At 47.3% G+C, this 5,848-nt stretch carries 5 protein-coding genes; 1 reads left to right on the forward strand and 4 read right to left on the reverse strand.

Annotated features, from left to right (window positions below; all coding sequences use genetic code 11):
* Window positions 1-1,039 (reverse strand): UxaA family hydrolase (locus IJN28_05035; GenBank protein ID MBQ6713134.1); only part of this gene is annotated, 1,039 nt, incomplete at its 3' end.
* Complete coding sequence (locus IJN28_05040; protein MBQ6713135.1) at window positions 1,039-1,341, reverse strand: UxaA family hydrolase; 303 nt, start codon at window positions 1,339-1,341, stop codon at window positions 1,039-1,041. The genes IJN28_05040 and IJN28_05035, both read right to left, overlap by 1 nt.
* Window positions 1,342-1,580: 239 nt before the next feature.
* On the opposite strand from IJN28_05040, the gene IJN28_05045 reads away from it, so the two are divergent.
* Window positions 1,581-2,522 carry a transporter gene (locus IJN28_05045; GenBank protein MBQ6713136.1) on the forward strand — a complete coding sequence of 314 codons (942 nt, stop codon included), beginning with the start codon at window positions 1,581-1,583 and terminating at the stop codon, window positions 2,520-2,522.
* A gap of 13 nt (window positions 2,523-2,535) precedes the next feature.
* On the opposite strand, the gene IJN28_05050 is transcribed toward IJN28_05045, so the two are convergent.
* Both IJN28_05050 and glmS read right to left on the reverse strand, forming a co-directional pair.
* Window positions 2,536-3,648 (reverse strand): glycosyltransferase family 2 protein, encoded by a 1,113-nt coding sequence (locus tag IJN28_05050; protein ID MBQ6713137.1) that lies wholly within the window; start codon window positions 3,646-3,648, stop codon window positions 2,536-2,538.
* 131 nt (window positions 3,649-3,779) lie between these two features.
* Window positions 3,780-5,615, reverse strand: coding sequence for a glutamine--fructose-6-phosphate transaminase (isomerizing) (gene glmS, locus IJN28_05055; protein ID MBQ6713138.1), 1,836 nt, complete (start codon window positions 5,613-5,615; stop codon window positions 3,780-3,782).
* Window positions 5,616-5,848: the final 233 nt, after the last annotated feature.

Here is a 5,848-nt window from a genome sequence, read left to right on the forward strand (position 1 = left end):
GAATCGTATCATCGCCATCGATAACAGCCGCAAGGTTCATATCGATATGGTCGATCATTTTTTCTGCTGCCGTCTGGCTGCCCGTGATCTTGATAACAGGTACGAACGGGAAGCCCTGCGGAGCCCCACGACCCGTTGCGAATACGATGATGTTAGCTCCTGCTGCTGCAAGACCTGTCAAAATTTCAGGTTCACGACCCGGCGAATCCATAACAACAAGACCGCCCGCTTCCGGGAACTCGCCATATTCGTATACAGCTTGGATCGGAGCCGAGCCTGCTTTGGCGATCGCGCCGAGCGATTTTTCTTCGATCGTCGTCAAACCACCCTTGATGTTACCACCCGTCGGCTGACCGCCACGGATATCTTCACCGACTGCCATCGCACGTTTTTCCATACGATCAACGAGTGCGAGGATGCCGTCTGCCACTTCTTTATTCTTAGCATGGCTTGCCAAGATATGTTCTGCACCAATGAACTCGGTTACTTCACCGAGGATAGACGTACCGCCTGCTTCAACGAGAAGGTCGGATGCAACACCGATAGCAGGATTCGGAACGAGACCCGACGACGTATCGGAGCTGCCGCATTTCATACCCATGATAAGTTTGCTGATCGGGAACGGTTTACGCTGTTCTTTCGAAGCTTCGCCGACCATTTCCTGTGCTAAGAGAACGCCTTGTGCGATCGTGCGCGTAGCACCGCCGATCTCTTGCACGACAAGATGCTCAACACGTTTACCGCTGGCTTTGATACCGTCGATAACACCCTGGAGATCCGTGCTTTCACAACCAAGGCTGACTACGATAACAGAATGAAGGTTCGGGTTTTTGCCAAGACCGATAAGAGCCTTGTTAACAAGACCGATATCGAGCGGAGTCTGGCAGCAGCCCTGATGATGCGTAAAACGCGCCGTGCCTTGTACTTGACGAGCAATCGCTTCTACGACTTCGTTAACACAGACGACTGCCGAAAGGATACCAACAAAATTACGCGTACCAACTTGTCCGTCGGGACGACCATAGCCCATGAATTCCATTATGCTTCCTCCTTCTGCAAGTCACCGCGACCGCGCAGACTTTCGATATTTTGTACGTGGGCATGCATACCGCGCGGAATGTCCGCCGTTGCTCTGCCGATCACTTCGCCGTATTTTAAGATATCTTCACCTTTTTTGATATCACGGAACGCAAATTTGTGACCATACGGAATATCCTGACCAACTACGACAGGAATCAGCTCTCTGTCAAGACGTGTAGCCGCTGCTTGTCCTTCTTTCAAGTTTTGTACTGCTGTCGCGACATTATCGACACTTCTCAGTACGATTGCATCAATTGCCATCTGATCTCCTCCTCTTATTCTCATATGATAGCTTCTGTACAGATAGGTGACCCATACAATATTGCATGAATTCCCTCATTCTTTAGAATATTTCTATAAATTCTGCCAAATCCCTTTTTTAAAACGGGTTGAATTCTGTATTCTTTTTATTTTTCTCTTTTCTTATTTTCTCGAGCCTATAAATTTATGCTATAATAAACAATTATAAACGTAATAGAAACTAGGTGCTTTTCTTGGATATGACAAGTAAAATACTTATCTCGTCGCTCGATCTTCTGCTGCCGATCACGATAGGTTATCTCCTCAAACGGCAGTCATACTTGCGCGATGGCTTTTTCAATAAGATGATTTTAAACAACATCCTTGTGGTGTATCCTCTTCTCTCGTTTCTCTGCTTCTGGGTACTGCCGCTTTCGCGCGAGCTTATCTGGCTTCCTGTAATGGGTGTGCTGATGGGGCTTGTGCCTGGCATGATTGCTACATGGCGATCGAAACAGAAGTACACAAGTCCGCTCGATCAAGGCGGATACGTGATGAGTGCTATCCTGTCGAATCTCGGTACGATCGGCGGTCTGTGCGTCTTCCTGCTCTACGGTGAAACAGGGTACGCATACCAACAGCTCGTCGTATTATCGCAGTACATTCTAATGTTTATGTTCTGCTATCCGCTTGCACAGCGTTACTACGAAAAGGCACAAAATAATGTGCGAGAGCATTCCGTATCGATCCGCTCGGTGCTCTTCAGCCGCAATCAGCTAGCTGTCGTCGGCATCCTCTTAGGTGTCGTACTGCAGCTTGCTGATATCGAACGCCCTGCCTATTTGAGCGGTGTTTCGTCATTTCTCGTTCATCTTGGTGCATGGACAGCGCTGATCCCCGTCGGCTACTCAATGGACTTCGCACGGATACGCACGCACTATCGCGAGCTCGTCGATCTCGCCGTTATCAAGTTCGCCATCTCACCACTCTTGCTCTACCTCATCGCATTTCTCCTCATCGACAATGATATTATGCGCTACGCACTCGTGATACTCTCCTTCACACCGACAGCTGTCAATGCCGTCATCACAGCGCGCATCTACGGGCTCAACTTACATCTCACCATGGCGGCTTTCATCTCGACGACGCTTCTATTCCTTATCCTTATCTACCCAGCCCTATTCTTCTTATTACCGCATTAAAAAAGAGAGCCTATCACGGCTCTCTTTTTTCTTGTTTTCGTATTTTCACCGGAATCATTCCAAACAGATTTCCCACTACACATGTTTTATCATAGCGATCTCTCCAGACCGTGATACCGAGAAATTTGATATCGCGGTCAAGCTTTTTCTCTTTAACAATGATGAGCCCGCCCAAATATTTCCGGTTGGTCGCTACCGTTCTTGCCATGATCAACTTCAAGAGTCGCTGACCGCTCAGGCTGCAATCAAATTCCGTGATATGTTCATCTTGGATAAACGCTGTCGCTGTATCTAAAATACATTCCCGACTTTCTTTGCTTCTATTTCGTACGATCGCAGTCACTACCGCCCGCAGGAAAAATTCGATCGCAAAACGACGATGCTCATCAATTCCATTCTTTTTAAGTTCACGATACAACGCAATCGCACTTTTCATCATATCTTGATTGATGCTCCGTTTAACACGAACATCAGACATGATACTGCTCACACGTTGTCGATAATGATACAGCACATCTTCAATATAGACCATGCGTTTACTGTGAAGCGCATAGAGCCGCCACCAATATTCGTCTTCGTGTTTAAGTCCTGCGGGAAAGCGCATTTGATTGGCTTCAATAATGCTTTTCCGATATATCTTGTTCCATAAACAACAATTCGTTTTTTCGATTACAGATTCTGTCAGCTCAGTTTCTGCAGAGAATTTATGTCGGAGGTACTTTTTCAAGCTCTTCATTTTTTTATGTCGGTCTCCGAATAAACGTGTCGCACACATTGCTATGTCCGCCTGCGATGATACGATGGCTTGATGCAGTTTTTCACAATAATCTGCTTCTACATAATCGTCACTGTCGACAAACATAATATACGGTGCTGTGCAATGATCGACACCGCTGTTTCGAGCCACCGCTATGCCTTGATTCGTTTCGTGTCGAACAAGCTTGATACGCATATCTCTTTGTGCATATTGTTCGGCAATGATCGTCGACTTGTCGGTTCCACAATCATCTACAAGAATGATCTCTATATTACTCATCGTTTGATTCAACACAGAATCCAGACATTGCGGCAAATATTCTTCTACGTTATAGAATGGGATGATAATTGATATTTCCGGCCTATTCATAGTGATTCCTCTTGACATTTTATTGGTATTTTCATTTTATATCTATTAAACGTTTTTTTCAATACTTTCATTTTTTATTTTCTCTTTTTTCATGCAAAAACGGCACGCTTTTGACAGCGTACCGTTCGTCTTTATTCTACTGTTACACTTTTTGCGAGGTTTCTCGGTTTGTCAACATCACAGCCGCGTGTAATTGCCGCATAGTAAGCAAGGAGCTGGAGCGGAATGACAGCAAGGAGCGGAGCAAGGAGCGAGTTGGTACGCGGTACGAAGATGGTGTGATCGACGTATTTCGCGATATTTTTGTCGCCTTCGAGCGCGATACCGATGACGACGGCATCACGTGCTTTGATCTCTTTGATGTTATTGACGGTTTTGTCATAGATGTCTTCCTGCGTTGCAAGTGCGATGACAGGGATACCTTCTACGATCAGCGCGAGCGTACCGTGTTTGAGTTCGCCTGCCGCATATGCTTCGGCATGGATGTAGGAGATCTCTTTGAGTTTGAGCGAGCCTTCGAGTGCTACGGCATAGTCGAGCGAACGACCGACAAAGAATACATCTTCGTTGAAGCCGTATTTCGTTGCGAATGTTTTGATCGGTTCTACGTCTTCAAGCATCTCGTGGATCTGCGTCGGTACTTGTTTCAAGGCTGCTACAAGTTCTGCCGCACGTTCGGGAGCGACTTTACCATTGAGCTGACCCATGTAGACAGCAAGCATGAACATCATGATAAGCTGTGTCGTGTATGCTTTCGTCGATGCAACGGCGATCTCGGGACCTGCCCACGTGTAGAGTACATTGTCTGCCTCACGTGCGATAGAAGAGCCGACGACGTTCGTCACAGCAAGCGTGCGTGCGCCCATTGCTTTGACTTCTTTGAGTGCCGCAAGTGTGTCGCTCGTTTCGCCCGACTGGCTGATAACGATCGCAAGCGTATCTTTATCTACGAGCGGACTGCGATAACGGAATTCCGATGCGATATCGACTTCGACCGGAATGCGAGCGAGTTTTTCGATATAGTATTTGCCGACAACGCCTGCATGGTATGCTGTACCGCAAGCTACGATGAAAATTTTCTTAATGTCGGCAAGGTCGTGTTTCGTCCATTTAAGTTCATCGAGAGAAATGCCCGAACCGTCTTTGGCAAGACGCGCCGACATCGTTTCACGGATGGCTTTCGGCTGTTCGTAGATCTCTTTTATCATGAAATGCTCATAGCCGCCTTTTTCGGCTGCTTCGGCATCCCAGTTGACTTCGAATACTTTTTTCGTGATGGGCACCCCGTCACGGTTGTATACCCATACAGAATCGCTTTTTACGACTGCCATTTCGCCGTCGCTCAAGATATACGTACGGCGCGTACGCTGAATGATGGCAGGGATATCGGATGCAATGAAGTTTTCACCTTCACCAAGACCGATAACGAGCGGATTGTCCTGTTTTGCACAGACGATCTTATCCGTATCATGTTCGCTCATAATAACAAGCGCGTACGAACCTTCTACCATATTGAGTACTTTGCGAACGGTGTCTTCGAGAAGCTCGCCTTCTTCGTAGACTTCTTCCAAGAGATGTGCTACGACTTCCGTATCTGTTTCGGAACGGAATTGGTGACCTTTTTCGATGAGCATTTCTTTGAGGCTCATGAAGTTTTCGATGATGCCGTTGTGTACAACGACAAATTTACCCGTGCAATCCGTATGCGGATGCGAGTTGCGGTCGGACGGTCTGCCGTGCGTTGCCCAGCGTGTATGACCGACACCGATAGAGCCTTCGGGCTCATTGCCTTTGATCTTCTGCTCGAGTACTTCGAGTCTGCCGAGGCTTTTTTCGACGCGGATCGTTTCACCGTTGTAGACAGCGATACCTGCCGAGTCGTAGCCGCGGTATTCCAATTTAGACAAGCCTTCAATCAAGAACGGCGTTGCTTTGTCCTGACCGATATATCCAACAATACCACACATAATTTGGTATCCTCCAACCTGTTTGTATTTGCTGTTTAGCTGCTTTGTGCCCGAATCACTTCGGGTTTTGTCAGCTGACTAACGGTTACAGCAACCGAGAGGCACCCGCTGAATGTTTCGATAAACCTCTCCCTCGTCTACTTGGCGACCCAAGTCCCAGCGCTATCATGTAAAAAATGCGCGATCCTCCTTTTTCTCCGAACAGAATAGAAAAAGGCACGCCCATACGTGCC

It is taken from the genome of Selenomonadales bacterium (assembly GCA_017442105.1).
Taxonomy (GTDB): domain Bacteria; phylum Bacillota; class Negativicutes; order RGIG982; family RGIG982; genus RGIG982.

Bases quoted from the DNA above. Each gene is read 5' to 3' on its own strand.
- IJN28_05050 (MBQ6713137.1), bottom strand. From the start codon at position 3,648: ATGAATAGGCCGGAAATATCAATTATCATCCCATTCTATAACGTAGAA.
- IJN28_05040 (MBQ6713135.1), bottom strand. From the start codon at position 1,341: ATGGCAATTGATGCAATCGTACTGAGAAGTGTCGATAATGTCGCGACA.
- glmS (MBQ6713138.1), bottom strand. From the start codon at position 5,615: ATGTGTGGTATTGTTGGATATATCGGTCAGGACAAAGCAACGCCGTTC.
- IJN28_05045 (MBQ6713136.1), top strand. From the start codon at position 1,581: ATGACAAGTAAAATACTTATCTCGTCGCTCGATCTTCTGCTGCCGATC.